This is a genomic window from Streptomyces sp. NRRL B-1347, from assembly GCF_000720325.1.
Taxonomy (GTDB): domain Bacteria; phylum Actinomycetota; class Actinomycetes; order Streptomycetales; family Streptomycetaceae; genus Streptomyces.
Window position 1 is genome coordinate 332,553 of record NZ_JOJM01000001.1, and the last position, 14,036, is coordinate 346,588.

Annotated in this window: 15 protein-coding genes; 4 read left to right on the plus strand and 11 right to left on the minus strand. The window is 74.2% G+C overall.

The annotated features are described in order from the left end of the window. Nucleotides 1–65: 65 nt before the first annotated feature. From IG74_RS0101435 to IG74_RS0101450, 4 genes are read right to left on the minus strand one after another with little or no spacing between them, the layout of a single operon-like run. A complete protein-coding gene (locus IG74_RS0101435) occupies nucleotides 66–1,112 on the minus strand; it encodes an NAD(P)H-dependent flavin oxidoreductase (RefSeq protein WP_030668131.1) in 1,047 nt (348 codons plus the stop codon). 14 nt (nucleotides 1,113–1,126) lie between these two features. Further along, the gene (locus IG74_RS0101440; protein ID WP_030668134.1) at nucleotides 1,127–1,894 is read right to left on the minus strand and encodes a CoA-transferase subunit beta; all 768 of its coding nucleotides are present in this window, start codon (nucleotides 1,892–1,894) and stop codon (nucleotides 1,127–1,129) included. Further along, nucleotides 1,891–2,823, minus strand: a complete 933-nt coding sequence (locus IG74_RS0101445) for a CoA transferase subunit A (RefSeq protein WP_037824178.1) — start codon at nucleotides 2,821–2,823, stop codon at nucleotides 1,891–1,893. Before IG74_RS0101445 ends, IG74_RS0101440 begins: the two co-directional genes overlap by 4 nt. Continuing rightward, entirely contained in the window at nucleotides 2,820–3,605 is a 786-nt protein-coding gene (locus IG74_RS0101450) for an enoyl-CoA hydratase family protein (protein ID WP_030668140.1), read from the minus strand. The genes IG74_RS0101445 and IG74_RS0101450 overlap by 4 nt, the downstream gene beginning before the upstream one ends. 71 nt (nucleotides 3,606–3,676) lie before the next feature. On the opposite strand from IG74_RS0101450, the gene IG74_RS0101455 reads away from it, so the two are divergent. Together IG74_RS0101455 and IG74_RS0101460 are read left to right on the plus strand one after the other, a co-directional pair. Continuing rightward, on the plus strand, nucleotides 3,677–4,441 hold the full coding sequence (locus IG74_RS0101455) for an SDR family oxidoreductase (RefSeq protein WP_030668143.1): 765 nt from the start codon (nucleotides 3,677–3,679) through the stop codon (nucleotides 4,439–4,441). A 69-nt stretch (nucleotides 4,442–4,510) separates the two neighbouring features. After that, on the plus strand, nucleotides 4,511–5,437 hold the full coding sequence (locus IG74_RS0101460; RefSeq protein WP_030668146.1) for an SDR family oxidoreductase: 927 nt from the start codon (nucleotides 4,511–4,513) through the stop codon (nucleotides 5,435–5,437). A 47-nt stretch (nucleotides 5,438–5,484) separates the two neighbouring features. On the opposite strand, the gene pcaG is transcribed toward IG74_RS0101460, so the two are convergent. Genes pcaG through IG74_RS0101480 form a run of 4 tightly spaced genes read right to left on the minus strand, consistent with a single transcriptional unit; the run spans nucleotide 5,485 to nucleotide 8,258 of the window. Beyond that, the gene (gene pcaG / locus IG74_RS0101465; protein WP_030668149.1) at nucleotides 5,485–6,051 is read right to left on the minus strand and encodes a protocatechuate 3,4-dioxygenase subunit alpha; all 567 of its coding nucleotides are present in this window, start codon (nucleotides 6,049–6,051) and stop codon (nucleotides 5,485–5,487) included. Continuing rightward, nucleotides 6,048–6,824 carry a protocatechuate 3,4-dioxygenase subunit beta gene (gene pcaH / locus IG74_RS0101470; protein WP_037824180.1) on the minus strand — a complete coding sequence of 259 codons (777 nt, stop codon included), beginning with the start codon at nucleotides 6,822–6,824 and terminating at the stop codon, nucleotides 6,048–6,050. Before pcaH ends, pcaG begins: the two co-directional genes overlap by 4 nt. A gap of 40 nt (nucleotides 6,825–6,864) precedes the next feature. Then, nucleotides 6,865–7,503 (minus strand): 3-oxoacid CoA-transferase subunit B, encoded by a 639-nt coding sequence (locus tag IG74_RS0101475; protein WP_030668156.1) that lies wholly within the window; start codon nucleotides 7,501–7,503, stop codon nucleotides 6,865–6,867. Further along, a complete protein-coding gene (locus IG74_RS0101480; protein ID WP_030668160.1) occupies nucleotides 7,503–8,258 on the minus strand; it encodes a CoA transferase subunit A in 756 nt (251 codons plus the stop codon). Before IG74_RS0101480 ends, IG74_RS0101475 begins: the two co-directional genes overlap by 1 nt. Before the next feature lie 161 nt (nucleotides 8,259–8,419). Between IG74_RS0101480 and IG74_RS0101485 the strand changes: the two genes are divergently transcribed. Continuing rightward, nucleotides 8,420–8,875 carry a MarR family winged helix-turn-helix transcriptional regulator gene (locus tag IG74_RS0101485; RefSeq protein ID WP_030668163.1) on the plus strand — a complete coding sequence of 152 codons (456 nt, stop codon included), beginning with the start codon at nucleotides 8,420–8,422 and terminating at the stop codon, nucleotides 8,873–8,875. Between the two features lie 12 nt (nucleotides 8,876–8,887). Here the strand turns inward: IG74_RS0101485 and IG74_RS0101490 are convergent, their stop codons facing one another. The 3 genes from IG74_RS0101490 to IG74_RS0101500 all read right to left on the minus strand — a co-directional run bounded on the left by IG74_RS0101490 (nucleotide 8,888) and on the right by IG74_RS0101500 (nucleotide 12,894). Further along, a complete protein-coding gene (locus IG74_RS0101490) occupies nucleotides 8,888–9,853 on the minus strand; it encodes a DUF3048 domain-containing protein (RefSeq protein WP_078868494.1) in 966 nt (321 codons plus the stop codon). 29 nt (nucleotides 9,854–9,882) lie between these two features. Continuing rightward, nucleotides 9,883–11,667, minus strand: a complete 1,785-nt coding sequence (locus IG74_RS0101495) for a hydroxysqualene dehydroxylase (RefSeq protein ID WP_030668167.1) — start codon at nucleotides 11,665–11,667, stop codon at nucleotides 9,883–9,885. 138 nt (nucleotides 11,668–11,805) lie between these two features. Next, entirely contained in the window at nucleotides 11,806–12,894 is a 1,089-nt protein-coding gene (locus tag IG74_RS0101500) for an ATP-dependent DNA ligase (protein WP_030668170.1), read from the minus strand. Between the two features lie 106 nt (nucleotides 12,895–13,000). Between IG74_RS0101500 and ligD the strand changes: the two genes are divergently transcribed. Next, nucleotides 13,001–14,023: a non-homologous end-joining DNA ligase gene (ligD, locus tag IG74_RS0101505; protein WP_030668173.1), complete on the plus strand. Its 1,023-nt coding sequence runs from the start codon at nucleotides 13,001–13,003 to the stop codon at nucleotides 14,021–14,023. Nucleotides 14,024–14,036: the final 13 nt, after the last annotated feature.

Below are 14,036 nucleotides of genomic sequence, written 5' to 3' on the forward strand. Positions count from 1 at the left end.
GGTCGATCGGCCTGTGGCCTCGTCGCCGAACGCCGGACGGGCTTGATCCGGCCGTGGCGCGTCCGTCAGGGCTCGCGCAGGCGCTTCAGGGTGTCTTCGGCCTCCTTCATGAGTCTGGTGACCAGTTCCTCGCAGGTCGGGACGTCGGCCAGGACGCCTGCCACCTGGCCCGCGGCCATGACGCCGCGGTCCGGGTCGCCGTCCACCATGGCCGACTTGAGGAGCATCGGGGTGTTCGCGGCGAGCAGGGCCTGGGCCCAGGTGAGGTGCTTGGCGCGCTTCAGGGCACGGCCGTCGCGGGCCAGGGCGGGCCAGCTCTGGCCCGACAGCCGGCGGAACGCCGCCGCGTGGCGCAGCGCGCGCAGCAGGTTCGCGGCGCGGCCGGAGCGCTCCAGGGCCGCCACCAGGTCCGTGCGGAGCATCCGGTGGGGGAGGCCGTCCACGCGCGAGGTCAGCGTGACGTCCTTGACCGTGGCCGCAAGATAGCGGGCCTTCACCGCGTCCGGGACCGGGGACTCCGCCGTGAGCAGGAAGCGGGTGCCCATGGCCACGCCCGCCGCGCCGTACGCGAGGGCGGCGACCAGGCCGCGGCCGTCGTGGAAGCCGCCCGCCGCGACCACGGGGATGTCCACGGCGTCCACGACCTGCGGCAGGAGCACGCTCGTGGCCACGTCACCGGTGTGGCCGCCGCCCTCGCCGCCCTGGACGACGACCGCGTCCGCGCCCCACGCCGCCACCTTCTCGGCGTGTCTGCGGGCACCCACGGACGGCATCACGACGACCCCGGCCGCCTTCAGCTCCCCGATGAGGGCCTCGGACGGGGCGAGCGCGAAGGAGGCGACCCGGACGCCCTCGGCGACGACGATCCGCACGCGGTCGCGCGCGTCACCCGCGTCCGCGCGGAGGTTCACGCCGAACGGGGCGGACGTGCGGGACCTCACCTCCCGGATCGCGGAGCGCAGTTGGCCGAGGGTCATCGTGGCGGAGGCCAGGATGCCAAGGGCGCCCGCGTTCGCCGCCGCCGACACCAGGCTGGGGCCCGCGACCCAGCCCATGCCGGTCTGCACGATCGGGTACCGCACACCGACGAGCCGGGTCAGCGGCGTCTCCAGGAGCGGCGCCGCCGTCACGGTCGGACCTCGCGGTCGCGCAGCCCCGCGGGGTCCAGGACCTCGCGGATCAGGTGCAGTTCGGCGGCCGTCGGCTCGCGGGTGGGAGCCGGGTCGTCCGGGACGGGCAGGGCGAAGGACGTCGCCCCGCGGATCTCCGCCGCGGTCACGCCCGGGTGCGCGGACACCACGCGCATCGAGCGGTCGGGAGTGGCGAAGTCGAACACGCCCAGGTCCGACACGACGCGGCGCAGGTCGTGGTAGCGGGTCGCGGCGGGGCCCGCCGCGGCGGCGCGGTCGTGCCCGACGCCGCAGACCATGTCGACCCGCTCGACGAACACGCGCTTCGCATGCCTCGGGATCCAGTAACTCACCGGGTTGTTCAGGGTGTTCACCGGGGCGCCGCGCACGCCCAGGAGCTGTCGGGCGGGGTGGTGCCAGTCGCCGACACACGAGATGTTCTGGTTGCCGAAGCGGTCGAGCTGGCTCGCGCCCATCATCACGTGCCGCCGCCCGCCCATCACCATCGTCAGGTGGCGGCGGTAGGGCAGCCAGCCCTCCGTCACCGACGAGCGCTCCCCGAGGGCGGGCACGTCGCCCATGAGGAGCGCCTCGCCGTCCGTGAGCAGCAGCTCCGGCGCGAACGTCAGCTTCGCGAGGCGGGCCGCGAGCGTGGGGACCGTGCCCATCGGGGACGCCAGGACCTCGCCGTCGCCGCGCCACGCCTCGGCGCAGGCGATCACGCAGTACTCGGCACGGGTGACGGCGGTCGTGGTGCGCGTCATCGCTGCTCCTTGTGCCAGGTCCGGACGGCTTGGTGGTAGTCCTCCTCGCCGCCCGAAAGGAAGCGGTCGCGGAACGCCGTCCAGCTGTCGGGGGCGGCCGCCGCGGTGGCGTACGCCTTCTGGAAGGCCTCGTCGCGGCCGTAGTCCGGGACGCACGACGTGAAGTGCGCGCCCCCGGGGGTCTCGGTCACGCCCGTCACGCTGTGGCGTGAGACGAGCAGCGTCTGGGGCGCCACGTGCGGGGCCGGTGCGGCGGACGGGGCGGAGACGGCGTCGTCGGGGGCGCCGAAGTCGACCAGGCGCTCGCACGACACGTACGCCGTGTCGGCCGCCTCGCAGAACAAGTCGTCGAAGTACGGGTCGGGGCCCAGATACCGGCCGTTGCCCAGGCGGTCCGCGCGGTTCAGGTGCACCAGGGCCGCGTCCAGGCGCAGGGCGGGGACCGCGACCAGCTCCTCCCCGTCCTCGTACGGCGAAGTGACCGTGCGCAGGTGGGGATTGACCCGCAGCACGTCCGAGCCGAGGCCCGCGCGCACGGGCAGGAAGGGCAGGCGCTGGGCGGCGGCGGTGAGCCCCTGGAGGAACATCGCCTCGTCCAGCTCGACCAGGTCGAGGCCGCCCCGCTCGCGGGCCGCCCGGAAGTGCGGCTCCAGGGGGATCGAGTCGAGCGTCACGAAGGCCGTGACCAGCTTGCGGACCTTCCCCGCGGCCAGGAGCAGGCCGACGTCCGGGCCGCCGTACGCCACGACGGTCAGGTCGGTGACGTCCGAGCGCAGCAGGGCGCGGACCAGCGCCATCGGCTTGCGGCGCGAGCCCCAGCCGCCGATGCCGAGCGTCATCCCGCTCTCCAGGCGCCGCACGACGTCCTCGGGCGTCATGGTCTTGTCCCGGCCGCCCCGCGGCGGAGGGATTTCTGCCGGATCGCTCATGCCGTGCCCTCCCCGGCCGGTACGGAGCTGTCGGACGGCGCGGCGGGCGCGCCGAAGCCGTCGCGGACGCGGGCCGCCACGCCGCTCAGGTTCGCCTCGAAGGTGAAGCCCTGCTCGAAGCGGTAGCTGCGGCGCACGTCCACCGGGTCGATGCCGTTGATCGCGGCCTTGGCCAGGCGGAGCAGCGTGCCGTCCTTGCGGGCGATCTCGCGCGCGAGGGCGAGGGCCGCCGCGTGCAGCTCGGCGCGCGGCACCACCCGCCACACCGAGCCGTGCGCGTGCAGCTCGGCCGCGGTGGCCGTGCGCGCCGTGTAGTACAGCGCGCGCATCAGGTGCTGGGGGACCAGGCGGGCCAGGTGCGTGGCGGCGCCGAGCGCGCCGCGGTCCAGCTCGGGGAGGCCGAACGTGGCGTCGTCGCTCGCCACGATCGCGTCCGCGTTGCCGACGAGGCCGATGCCGCCGCCCAGGCAGAAGCCCTGGACGGCGGCGACGACCGGCACCGCGCAGTCGTACACCGCGGCGAAGGCCTCCGCGCAGCCGCTGTTGACGCCGAGCAGCGCGCCGTGTCCGGGGTCGCGGCGCAGCTCCTTGATGTCCACGCCCGCGTTGAACCCGCGGCCCTCGGCGGCGAGCAGCACGCAGCGCACCCCGGGGTCGCGGCCCGCGGCGCGCACCGCGTCCGCCAGGGCGAACCAGCCGTGCGCGGGAAGGGCGTTGACCGGTGCGTAGTCGACGGTGACGACGGCCACGCCGTCCTCTGGGGGTGAGGTGGAGACAGGCATCAGAGGATCCGCTACCTTTCGTCCAGCGCCTTCAACCAAACATTTGTTAGTTGCTCAGGAAGGTAGCAGCGATGACTGACAATCGACAGGTGGTCGTGGTCACCGGCGGCACCCGCGGCGTCGGGGCCGGGATTGCCCGCGGCTTCCTGGCCGCCGGCGCGCACGTCGTCATCTGCGCCCGCAAGCCGCCCGAGCGGCCGGTCGAAGTGCCGGGCGCCACCGCGGAGTTCCGCCCGGCCGACCTGCGGGACCCCGAGGCGGCGCACGCCCTGGTCACCGGCGTCGCCGCGGACCGCGGGCGGCTCGACGTGCTGGTGAACAACGCGGGCGGCACGCCGTTCGGCCTGCTCGCCGAGGCCACCGCCGCCCGGCAGACGAAGATCGTCCAACTGAACCTGCTCGCCCCGCTGTACACCTCCCTCGCCGCCCACGAGGTGATGAGCCGTCAGGAGACCGGCGGCGCCATCATCATGATCGGCAGCGTCAGCGGCACCCGCCCCTCGCCCGGCTCGGGGGCCTACGGCGCCGCCAAGGCGGGGCTCGCGAACCTCGCGCGCACCATGGCGGTCGAATGGGCCCCGCACGTGCGCGTGAACACTGTGGTGCTCGGCTTGGTGCGCACCGAGAGCACCCATCTGCACTACGGCGACGAGGAGGGGGTCGCCGCGGTGGCCCGCACGATTCCGCTCGGCCGCCTCGCGGAGCCCGCGGACGCCGCCGACGCCTGCGTGTTCCTCGCCTCCGCCGCCGCGCGGTACATCAGCGGCGCGGCCCTCCAGGTGGACGGCGGCGGCGAGCGGCCCGCGTTCCTGGACGCCGCGACCGTGAACCACTGACCCGGGCCGCGCGCGGCCCGGTCATCCGCCGGGCGCGCGGGCCGTCCACCCCGTACGAAGGAGTTCCGTATGACCGCAGCCGTCGAATCCGGGATCTGCGCGGGCCGTGTCGTGATCGTCACGGGTGCGGGCCGGGGCCTCGGCCGGGCGCACGCGCGCGCGTACGCGGCCGAGGGCGCGCGGGTCGTCGTCAACGACCTGGGGGCGGCCCTCGACGGTTCCGGCGCCTCCGGAGGCCCCGCGCAGGACGTCGTCGACGAGATCCGGGCGGCGGGCGGCGAAGCCGTCGCGCACTGTGGCGACGTCGCGACGACCGCGGGCGCCGCGTCCCTCGTGCGGACCGCCCTGGAGACCTACGGCGGGCTGGACACCCTCGTGAACAACGCGGGCTTCCTGCGCGACCGCATGCTGGTCAACCTCGACGAGGACGACTGGGACGCCGTCCTGCGCGTGCACCTGAAGGGTCACTTCCTGCCCCTGAAGCACGCGGCCGCGCACTGGCGGGCCGCCGCCAAGGCCGGACGCGCCCCGCACGCGTGCGTGGTCAACACCAGCTCGGGAGCGGGCCTGTCGGGCAGCGTCGGACAGGGCAACTACAGCGCGGCCAAGGCGGGCATCCTCGGCCTCACGATGGTCGCGGCCGCCGAACTGGCCCCCTACGGAGTGCGCGTGAACGCCATCGCGCCCGCAGCCCGCACCCGCATGACCGAGCGGACCTTCGCCGACACCATGGCCGCCCCCCAGGAGGGCGCCTTCGACGCGATGGCTCCGGAGAACGTGTCGCCGCTGGTCGTCTGGCTCGGCTCCACCGCCTCGTCCGGGGTCACGGGCCGCGTCTTCGAGGCCGAGGGCGGCCGCATCACGGTCATGGAGGGCTGGCGCCCCGGACCCAGCGCCGACAAGGCCGCCCGCTGGAGCCCGGCCGAGGCGGGCGGGGCGGCCCTGGAGCTGCTCGCCCGCGCCGAGCCGCCGCAGCCCGTGTACGGGGCGCGCTGACCGCCCCCTCCCGCTCCGACCGCACCCCTCCCGCACGGCTGCCGGGGTCACGTGAACGCCAGGAACACCGTCTCGTCGTCCCCTTGGAGACGGATGTCGAACCGGTACGTGCCGTGCGGCCCCGGGCGCGCGAGCAGCGTCGCGCGCCGGTCGGGGGTCAGTGAGCGGAGCAGGGCGTCGTCCGGGTCGTCCGTCAGGTACGCGCGCGTGTACAGGTGGTCGAGCAGTCCGCGCGCGAACACCGCGACGCAGACGTACGGGACGCCGCCGGGCCTGAGGGTGCGGACCGCCCAGTGCCCGTCCGGGTCCGTCGGCACCCGGCCGAAGCCCGTGAACGTGACCCCGTCGCGCCCCCGCGGCGTGCCGCTGACCGCGTCCTGGCGCAGCGACCCGGGCGCACCCGCGCGCGAGCCGTCCGGCGCGGGCTGCCACGTCTCCACGAGGCCGTCGTCCACGGGGACGCCCTTGCCGTCGTACACGTACCCGTGGAGGGTGACGGCGTCCGGGTGGCCCGCGGGCGCGATCTCGCCGCCGCGCGGGAACGGCAGCGCGTAGCCGTGGTACGGGCCGACGGTCTGCGAGGGCGTGGGCGCGTGCGGCGGCACGGGGCTCATGCGGCACCGTCCTCGAAGCAGGTGGCGGACGGGCCGTCCAGGACGATGTCCCAGCGGTAGCCGAGCGCCCACTCCGGCACCGTCAGACCGTGGTCGTAGGCGGCCACGAGGCGGGCCCGCGCCGCCTCGTCGGGGATCGAGAGGAAGACCGGGTCGTACGCGAGCAGCGGGTCGGCCGGGAAGTACATCTGCGTCACCAGGCGCTGCGCGAACGCCGTGCCGAACAGCGAGAAGTGCAGATGGGCGGGGCGCCAGGCGTTGTCGTGGTTGCGCCACGGGTAGGCGCCGGGCCGGATCGTGGTGAAGGAGTACGTGCCGTCGTCGCCCGTCAGACAGCGGCCGAAGCCGGTGAAGTTCGGGTCGAGCGGCGCCGCGTGCCGGTCCCGCCGGTGGACGTACCTGCCGGACGCGTTGGCCTGCCACACCTCGATCAACTGGCCTCGTACGGGCCGCCCGTGACGGTCCGTCACACGGCCGGACACGGTGATGCGCTCGCCCAGCGGCTCGCCCGAGTGCTGGCGGGTCAGATCCCGCTCGAAGTCGGTGACGTCCGCGACGCCGAAGACCGGCCCGCTCAGCTCCACGGCCTCCGGGTCGGGAACGGGCACGGCGGAGTGGCGGGGATGGCGCAGCAGGGCCCCGCGGTAGGGCGGGACGCCGTGGGGCGTGCCGGGCGGCCGGGGCGCGGCCGCGCCGGGGGCGGACCGTTCGGCGCCCGGCGCGGTGACCGTCCGGCGCGCGGTCGGGTCGTCGTAGGGGGGATGAGGGGTCATTGCGGCTGCCGCTCCCTTCCGGACCGGGCAGCGCCGGTCCTCACGCGTCCGGGACGCGCACCTTCGCCGCCGTCCGCGCGACGATCTCGGTGACGCCGACTCCCGGTGCGCACTCGGTCAACTGAAGTCCGTCCCCGGTGACGTCGAAGACACCGAGGTCCGTGATGACGCGGTGCACGCACCGGCTGCCGGTGAGCGGCAGGTCGCACTCCTCCACGAGCTTGGGCGAGCCGTCCTTCGCGGTGTGCGTCATCGTCACGATCACCCTGCGGGCGCCGTGCACCAGGTCCATCGCCCCGCCGATCCCGGTGACGAGCCTGCCGGGGACCGCCCAGTTGGCGAGGTCCCCGCGCGCGGAGACCTGCATCGCGCCCAGGACGGCCACGTCGAGATGGCCGCCGCGGATCATCCCGAACGACAGCGCCGAGTCGAAGTACGCCGCCCCGGGAAGGGCCGTGACCGTCTCCTTGCCCGCGTTGATCAGGTCCGGGTCGACCGCGTCCGCCGTGGGGTAGGGGCCGACGCCGAGGACGCCGTTCTCCGACTGGACGACCACCTGCACGTCCGGCGGCAGGAAGCCCGGGATCAGCGTCGGCAGGCCGATGCCCAGGTTGACGTACTGGCCGTCCCCGAGCTCGGCCGCGGCCCGGGCCGCCACCTGTTCGCGGGTCCACGCCATCAGTCGCTCACCGTCCGCTTCTCGACGCGCTTGGCGGCGGCCTCGCGCGGGCCGAGGGCGACGACGCGGTGCACGAAGACGCCCGGCAGGTGCACCGCGTCCGGGTCGATGGCGCCGGGCTCCACCAGCTCCTCCACCTCCGCGACGGTCACCCGTCCCGCCATCGCGGCCAGCGGGTTGAAGTTGCGGCTCGCCTTGGCGAACACCAGATTGCCGTGCCGGTCGCCGCGGGCCGCCCGCACCAGGGCGAAGTCGGTGCGCAGGCCGTGCTCCAGGACGTGGGGCACGCCGTCGAACTCCCGCGTCTCCTTGGGCGGCGAGGCCACCGCGACGCCGCCCGCGCCGTCGTACCGCCACGGAATCCCGCCGTCGGCGACCTGCGTGCCCACCCCGGCCGGGGTGTAGAAGGCGGGGATGCCGCAGCCCCCGGCGCGCAGGCGCTCCGCGAGGGTGCCCTGCGGGATCAGCTCCACCTCGAGATCGCCCGCCAGGTACCGGCGCGCGAACTCCTCGTTGCCACCGATGTACGAGGCCGTCACGCGGGCGATCCGGCCCGCCGCGAGCAGCACGGCCAGGCCGGTGCCGAGCGCGCCGCAGTTGTTCGACACCACGTGCAGATCCGTGGTGCCGCGCCGGTGCAGCGCCTCGATCAGCACGGTCGGCACACCGCTGAGGCCGAAGCCGCCGACCGCGAGGGACGCGCCGTCCGCCACGTCGGCCACCGCCGCCGCGGCCGTGGCGACCACCTTGTCCATCCGGCAGCCTCACCTCCGCACGATCGTCAGCACACTGACTTTTGTCATCTGTCGTCCCGCGAACTCCAGTTCACGCTCCCACTGCCAGATGAGGCCGTCAAGGCTGCCTCAGGTCAGCTATCGTTCAGTGCACGAACTGTCGTGTCAGGGGAGGACCAGCCATGGCCGCGGTGGATCTGACCAGCCATCCGGGGCACCTCGCCCGCCGCCTCCAGCAGGCCCACCACCTCCTGTGGAACACGATGGTCTCGGAGGAGACCACGTCGCCCCAGTTCGCCGTCCTCAACACGCTGGTCGCCGAGCCCGGCCTCGACCAGCGCGGCGTCGGCGAGCGCGTGGGCCTCGACCGGTCCACCGTCGCCGAGGTCATCAGCAGGCTCAGCCGCCGCGGCCTCGTCGACAAGGTCCGCGACCCGCAGGACGGCCGCCGCGCCCTGCTGCGCCTCACCGCCGACGGCAGGCGCGTCCACCGCAAGCTGACGGTGCGCACGGCCCGGATGAACCAGATCTTCCTCGCCCCGCTGGACGCCGAGGAGCGCCGGCAGTTCCTCGACCTGGCCCAGCGGGTCGCGGACGCCGCCGAGCACCTGCGGTCCGCGCCCCTGACGCCCTCGTGAGCACCGCCCCGCTCACGCCTGGGTGAGCACCACCCACACCGGGCCCTCGGCGAACGCAAGCGGCTTGCCCTCGCGCGTCGTGAACGTGGTGCCGTCCCGCGCCGTGTCGCGCCGCCAGCGCGCCTCGTACGCACGGCCGTCCCGCAGCACCCGCGCGCTGCCCGAGCCCACCGTGCGACTGAAGGGCGACGCGCTGCCCGAGCGGTCGTGGAAGCGCGAGTCGCGGATGTCGACGCGCTGCTCGACCACGGTGGCGGCGCCGAGCGCGGCCCCGGACGCGGTACGGGCGGGCGTGCCGTCCATCGCGATGTGCCAGCGCCCCTCGTACTCGACCCAGGTGAAGGTGAAGCGCGCGGAGGGGAAGCGCAGCGTCTGCCGGGTCGTGGGCGTGCCGCCCGCCGGGCGCGGCCCGAACCGGAAGCCCGTGCTCTCCAGCCCTTCGGCCGCCACCCGCGCCCCCAGCGCCGCCGGGCGGACGTAGAGGTTGTGCGGCGCGGGCTTCGCGCCGCCCCGGTAGTACGCCCTGCCGGGGGCCCCGCCCGGGGGCAGGGCGCGCAGCGGGGCCGCGTCGATCAGCGGGAGCAGCTTCGACTGCGCCCCGGAGAACGCGAGCACCGGGTCGTCGAACTGGCGCAGCAGCTCCAGGTCCGTCTCCCGGGCGCTGCGCACCGGCCCCACCACGGGCGGCAGTCGGCGTGCGTAGACGGCCATCAGCCGGCTGAGCCCGGCCTCCACCCGCTCCACGTACACGACGTCCGCCGCCTCCAGGCCGGTCTGCGGGCGCGCGGGGCCCACGTTGTCGACCTTCACGGCGAGCACGCGGCCGCCTCTGCCCTGGCCCGTCGGCCGCCCGTCCGTGCCCGCCCGCTCCAGGGTGCAGGCGGGCGTGAGCGTGGCGAGTGCCAGCACCGCGACCGCCGCACGCCACGCTCGCGCTCCTCGCGCCGTCGTGTGCCCCACGCGTGTTCGCCGTTCCATGCCGGGGATGTACCCGAATACGGCCGTTGTCAGCCGAGGTCGAAGGCGTTCCGCAGACCGAGGCGGTAGCGGGTGCGGTCGGCGCGCTTGAGGCCCGCCAGCTCGGGGACGCGGTAGCGGGGCTTCACCGTGCACCGCTGCGCGTCCGAACCCGCCCGGTCGAGCAGGGCGTTGACGGCCTGGCGCGCGGCCGCGTTGGCGCCCTCCATGGTGGCCAGGTCGATGTCCACGGCCACGTAGTCGCCCGCGAGGAAGAAGTTGGGGATCTTCGTCGCGGCCGACGGGCGGTGGTGCAGCGTGCCCACCGGGTGGATCAGGAGCTCGTCCTCGTTCGTCGGGTTCGGCCCGCCGATGCCGTCCACGCCCGGGTCGAGGTGCCAGGAGTGCAGCTTGCCGTCGGTCAGGACCTGCTTGCCGGTGTCGTTGAGATGGGCCTTCAGCTGCGCCCACACCTCGCGCGCCACCTCCTCGCGCGTGCAGTTCTTGGCCGTCTTGCCGTACAGGATGCCCGGCTTGTCCCAGTCGGAGATGTCCACCGACAGACAGTCCACCGCGACGCCGTCGCCGTAGTCGGCGGGGAAGTCGCGGCCCTTCCAGTGCGCGGCCTGGGCGATGCCCGTGAGCGACCAGGGCGAGTCGACGCAGTTGAAGTGCCCGTCGACGATTCTGGGCCGCTCCGTCAGATAGAACTGGATGCCCGTCATCCAGTCGGTCTGCAGCTTGTCGCAGCGCGCCAGCTGCGGATCCGCCCCGCGCAGCGCGGCACCCCACGTCCTGCGGGCGTGCTCCACCGGCATGGCCTGCACGTAGTGGTCGGCGGTCACGTCGCGGCGTACGCCCCCGGCGTCCTCGATCACCGCATTGGTCACCCGGCCGCCGCCGTACGCCACCTCGCGCACGGTCCAGCCGACGCGGAACTCCACGCCGAGCGACTTCAGATGCGCCACCCACGGGTCGATCCACGCCTCGTTGGTCGGCGCGTTCAGGATGCGGTCGGGCGGGCCGTCCGCGCCCCGTCCCAGGGCGTTGAACACGAAGGCCTCACCGAGCGTGCCGACGGTACGGGTGCTGGCCACCTCCGCCTTCGTCGCCACGATGTTGCGGGTCACGCCGATCGCGAGGATGCGCTGGTAGTCGTACGACATGTCCTTGGCACGCACGAAGTCCCACCAGGGCTCGGCCTCCCACTGGTCGTCGCGGCGCTCGTCGCAGCTGGTGAGGAAGACCAGGGCGCGGTTCACGAAGTACGCGACCTCGTGCGCCGGGATGCTGAACGCGGTGTCGAGGAACGCGGTGAGGGCGCGCGCGATGTCGTCGGGGGTCAGGTCGGCGGGCTCGCCGTCGCGGCCGGGGATCGGCAGGCGGATGTCCTCGCGGCCGCCCGAGCGCGTGAAGCTCATCTCCGGAGGCGCGACCAGGTTGTCCCACACACCGTTGCGGTTCCCGGGGAAGGGGATGCGGCGCATCGTGTCCGGCAGGTTGTGGTAGATGCCCGGGATGAAGCGGAAGCCGTGCTCACCGGGGAGCGGTTTGCGGGTGCCCTTCGCGCTGTCCGGTACGTCGAAGCTGCGGGCCTTGCCGCCCAGGGCGCGGCGCTCGTAGACCGTGACGGCGAAGCCGCGCTCGGCGAGTTCGTGGGCGGCGGTGAGCCCGGCGACGCCGCCGCCCAGCACCGCCACGGACTGTCTGGCGCGAGGGGCCGCGCTCGCGGGGCCGGGTAGCCCGCCGAGGCCGAGGGCGGCCGCGCCGCCCGCTGTCGCCGCGCCCTTGACGAAGGTCCGGCGTGTGCTTCCTGATGCGTGCGCCCGCCCCATCGAGCCCTCCCCTTACCGTCGGTAACGCCTGTGTCAGGCGCGGAGCCTACGGCCGTGCTCTGCGGGGTGGAAGTGACTGGGGCAGGCTTGGCGGAAACTCGCCCGTGTCCCGTCTCGCCCGTGTCCTGCCTCGGACGGTTACGCCTCGGAGGGTTGCGCCGGCGCCGAGCCCAGTACCTCCGCCAGGTCGTACCCGGCCGGTTCCTCCAGTTGGGCGTACGTGCACGACGCGGGGTCGCGGTCGGGGCGCCAGGTGCGGAACTGAGCCGTGTGGCGGAAGCGGGCCCCGTTCTCCATGTGGTCGTAGGCCACCTCGCACACCCGCTCGGGCCGCAGCGGTACCCAGGTCAGGTCCTTCTTCCCCGACCACCGGTTCACCGCCCCGGGAAGGCGCGCGCTCTCGTGGGCGGCCTCGTCCGCCCAGGCCGCCCACGGATGCCCCGCGACGGAGTCCATCCGCAGTGGTTCCAGCTCCGTCATGAGCTGCTCGCGCCGCTTCATGGAGAACGCGGCGCACACCCCGACGTGCTGGAGCGTGCCCGTGGCGTCGTACAGGCCGAGGAGGAGCGAGCCCACGACGGGCCCGCTCTTGTGCAGCCGGAAGCCCGCGACCACGCAGTCCGCCGTGCGCTCGTGCTTGATCTTGTACATGAGGCGTTCGTTCTGGCGGTACCTGAGGTCGAGGGGCTTGGCGACCACGCCGTCGAGCCCGGCCCCCTCGTACCGCTCGAACCACTCCCGCGCCACCTCCTCGTCGAGCGTCGCGGGCGCCAGGTGCACCGGTGCCGGCACGCCTTCCAGCGCCTTGGCGAGCAGCCGGCGCCGGTCGCGCAGCGCGAGGTCCCACAGGGCCTCGTCGAAGAGGGCGAGCACGTCGAAGGCGACGTAGGAGGCGGGGGTGCGCTCGGCGAGCAGCCGCACCCGGGAGTCCGCCGGGTGGATGCGCTCGGTGAGGGCGTCGAAGTCCAGGCGCCCGCCGCGCGCGATGACGATCTCGCCGTCCAGGACGCACCGCTCGGGCAGGTGCTCCCGCAGCGCCTCGACCAGTTCGGGAAAGTAGCGGGTCAGGGACTTCGTGCCCCGGCTGCCGATCTCCACCTCCGGGCCGTCGCGGAAGACGATCGCGCGGAAGCCGTCCCACTTGGCCTCGTACTGCATGCCCGGCGGGATCCTCGCCACGGACTTGGCGAGCATGGGCTTCACGGGCGGCATCACCGGCAGGTCCATGATCCCGATTCTGCTCCGGGGCGGGGGAACTCGCCCGGTATGCCGGTGTGGAAGGTGGGGAATGCCCGGTATGCGCGTTCGTCCGCGGGCGTCTAGCGTGGCTCGCATGGGTGGCGCGGGCGCGGCGGTGGAGCTGACGGCCGGAGAGCGGACGGTACGGCTCTCCAGCCCCGACCGGGTGCTGTTCCCCGAGCGCGGCTTCACCAAGCGGGACCTCGCCGAGTACTTCATCGCCGTCGGCGACGGCATCCTGAGGGCGCTGCGCGACCGCCCCACCACCCTGGAGCGCTATCCGGAGGGCGTCGACGGCGAGCACTTCTACCAGAAGCGCGCCCCGAAGAACCTGCCCGACTGGATCCCCACCGGCACCATCACCTTCCCCAGCGGCCGCACCGCCGACGAGATCTGCCCGAGCGAGGTCGCCGCCGTCGTCTGGGCCGCCCAGTACGGCACGCTCACCTTCCACCCGTGGCCGGTGCGCGGGGCCGACGCCGACCACCCCGACGAGCTGCGCCTCGACCTGGACCCGCAGCCCGGCACCGACTACGCCGACGCCGTCCGCGCGGCCCACGAACTGCGCGCGGTCCTCGCCGAGTTCGGGCTGCGGGGCTGGCCCAAGACCTCCGGCGGGCGCGGCCTGCACGTGTTCGTGCCGATCGCGCCGCGCTGGACGTTCGTACAGGTGCGACGGGCCGCCATCGCCTGCGGGCGCGAGCTGGAGCGGCGCATGCCGGACGCCGTGACCACCGCCTGGTGGAAGGAGGAGCGCGGCGAGCGGATCTTCGTCGACTTCAACCAGACCGCCCGCGACCGCACCATCGCCTCCGCCTACTCGGTGCGCGCCCGCCCGCACGCCCCCGTCTCCGCGCCCCTGCGCTGGGAGGAGCTGGACGACGCGGTGCCCCGCGACTTCGACCTCGGCACCATGCCCGCGCGCTACGCCGAGGTCGGCGACGTGCACCGGGACATGGACGAGCACGCTTTCTCCCTGGAGGGCCTGCTCGAACAGGCGGACCGCGACGAGCACGACCACGGCCTCGGCGACCTGCCGTACCCGCCGGAGTACCCGAAGATGCCGGGCGAGCCGAAGCGGGTCCAGCCGAGCCGCGCGAAGCACGACGACAGCTGAACCCGCCAGGGGG

What these genes read in the sequence shown, in the direction of transcription:
- IG74_RS0101440 (WP_030668134.1), bottom strand. Translation starts at nt 1,894, where the DNA reads ATGACGCGCACCACGACCGCCGTCACCCGTGCCGAGTACTGCGTGATC.
- IG74_RS0101445 (WP_037824178.1), bottom strand. Translation starts at nt 2,823, where the DNA reads ATGAGCGATCCGGCAGAAATCCCTCCGCCGCGGGGCGGCCGGGACAAG.
- IG74_RS0101450 (WP_030668140.1), bottom strand. Translation starts at nt 3,605, where the DNA reads ATGCCTGTCTCCACCTCACCCCCAGAGGACGGCGTGGCCGTCGTCACC.
- IG74_RS0101455 (WP_030668143.1), top strand. Translation starts at nt 3,677, where the DNA reads ATGACTGACAATCGACAGGTGGTCGTGGTCACCGGCGGCACCCGCGGC.
- IG74_RS0101460 (WP_030668146.1), top strand. Translation starts at nt 4,511, where the DNA reads ATGACCGCAGCCGTCGAATCCGGGATCTGCGCGGGCCGTGTCGTGATC.
- pcaG (WP_030668149.1), bottom strand. Translation starts at nt 6,051, where the DNA reads ATGAGCCCCGTGCCGCCGCACGCGCCCACGCCCTCGCAGACCGTCGGC.
- pcaH (WP_037824180.1), bottom strand. Translation starts at nt 6,824, where the DNA reads ATGACCCCTCATCCCCCCTACGACGACCCGACCGCGCGCCGGACGGTC.
- IG74_RS0101475 (WP_030668156.1), bottom strand. Translation starts at nt 7,503, where the DNA reads ATGGCGTGGACCCGCGAACAGGTGGCGGCCCGGGCCGCGGCCGAGCTC.
- IG74_RS0101480 (WP_030668160.1), bottom strand. Translation starts at nt 8,258, where the DNA reads ATGGACAAGGTGGTCGCCACGGCCGCGGCGGCGGTGGCCGACGTGGCG.
- IG74_RS0101485 (WP_030668163.1), top strand. Translation starts at nt 8,420, where the DNA reads ATGGCCGCGGTGGATCTGACCAGCCATCCGGGGCACCTCGCCCGCCGC.
- IG74_RS0101490 (WP_078868494.1), bottom strand. Translation starts at nt 9,853, where the DNA reads ATGGAACGGCGAACACGCGTGGGGCACACGACGGCGCGAGGAGCGCGA.
- IG74_RS0101495 (WP_030668167.1), bottom strand. Translation starts at nt 11,667, where the DNA reads ATGGGGCGGGCGCACGCATCAGGAAGCACACGCCGGACCTTCGTCAAG.
- IG74_RS0101500 (WP_030668170.1), bottom strand. Translation starts at nt 12,894, where the DNA reads ATGGACCTGCCGGTGATGCCGCCCGTGAAGCCCATGCTCGCCAAGTCC.
- ligD (WP_030668173.1), top strand. Translation starts at nt 13,001, where the DNA reads ATGGGTGGCGCGGGCGCGGCGGTGGAGCTGACGGCCGGAGAGCGGACG.